Genomic DNA, 590 nt, shown 5'->3' with positions numbered 1-590 from the left:
ATACAAATTCATTGAATCAACGATATCATCAGATGATGCTGGAGCTACGAGTACATTATTGACTACTTTTTCAATATCCTCATAAATAGGAGCATGAAAGGCATCTGTACCTACTTTTTTCTTATTAATAGGTTTCTGGCCCTTAGGTAAACTTGGTTATATCCTTTTAGGTCCTTACTAGAATTATCAGGATCACCATACTTAATTACTTCAAGAGGGATTTGTTTTGCATATCCCCATTTAAACATATTGGCAAAATCACCAAGGTAAGCCTTAGTAGTTCCTCCATTAGCTACAGTCCCATTAACATCAAGGTTAACTCCATTTAGGCAATCAGGATTGCTTCCCCATCTTAGTTCTGGATATAGTCTTGCACCCTTTCCTTCTCCATCAACAGTCTCTTTTGCAAGAGCAGCCCTAAAAGTAGTATCTATAGCTTCTTGGCCAAGAGTCTTTTCATAATCAAGTATCACCGACTGACTGGGAGTCTGACAACCATATCGAACCATCATGACTCCTTCCAATAAAAAATAGCAGTTTTACGACTTACTCAGGTCGATAGATGAGTACTAAAAAAACACCTCTAAAAA

General features: G+C 37.3%; 1 protein-coding gene. It reads right to left on the bottom strand.

Annotated elements, in window-relative coordinates; translation table 11 throughout:
- Window positions 1–110: 110 nt before the first annotated feature.
- A complete protein-coding gene (locus HMPREF0077_RS10085; RefSeq protein WP_211204697.1) occupies window positions 111–512 on the bottom strand; it encodes a hypothetical protein in 402 nt (133 codons plus the stop codon).
- Window positions 513–590 lie beyond the last annotated feature (78 nt).

Source organism: Anaerococcus tetradius ATCC 35098, from assembly GCF_000159095.1.
Taxonomy (GTDB): domain Bacteria; phylum Bacillota; class Clostridia; order Tissierellales; family Peptoniphilaceae; genus Anaerococcus; species Anaerococcus tetradius.
The sequence above is the reverse complement of the archived record's forward strand: the minus strand, read 5'-3'. Positions and strand labels throughout refer to the sequence as shown.

What these genes read in the sequence shown, in the direction of transcription:
- HMPREF0077_RS10085 (WP_211204697.1), bottom strand. Translation starts at nt 512, where the DNA reads ATGATGGTTCGATATGGTTGTCAGACTCCCAGTCAGTCGGTGATACTT.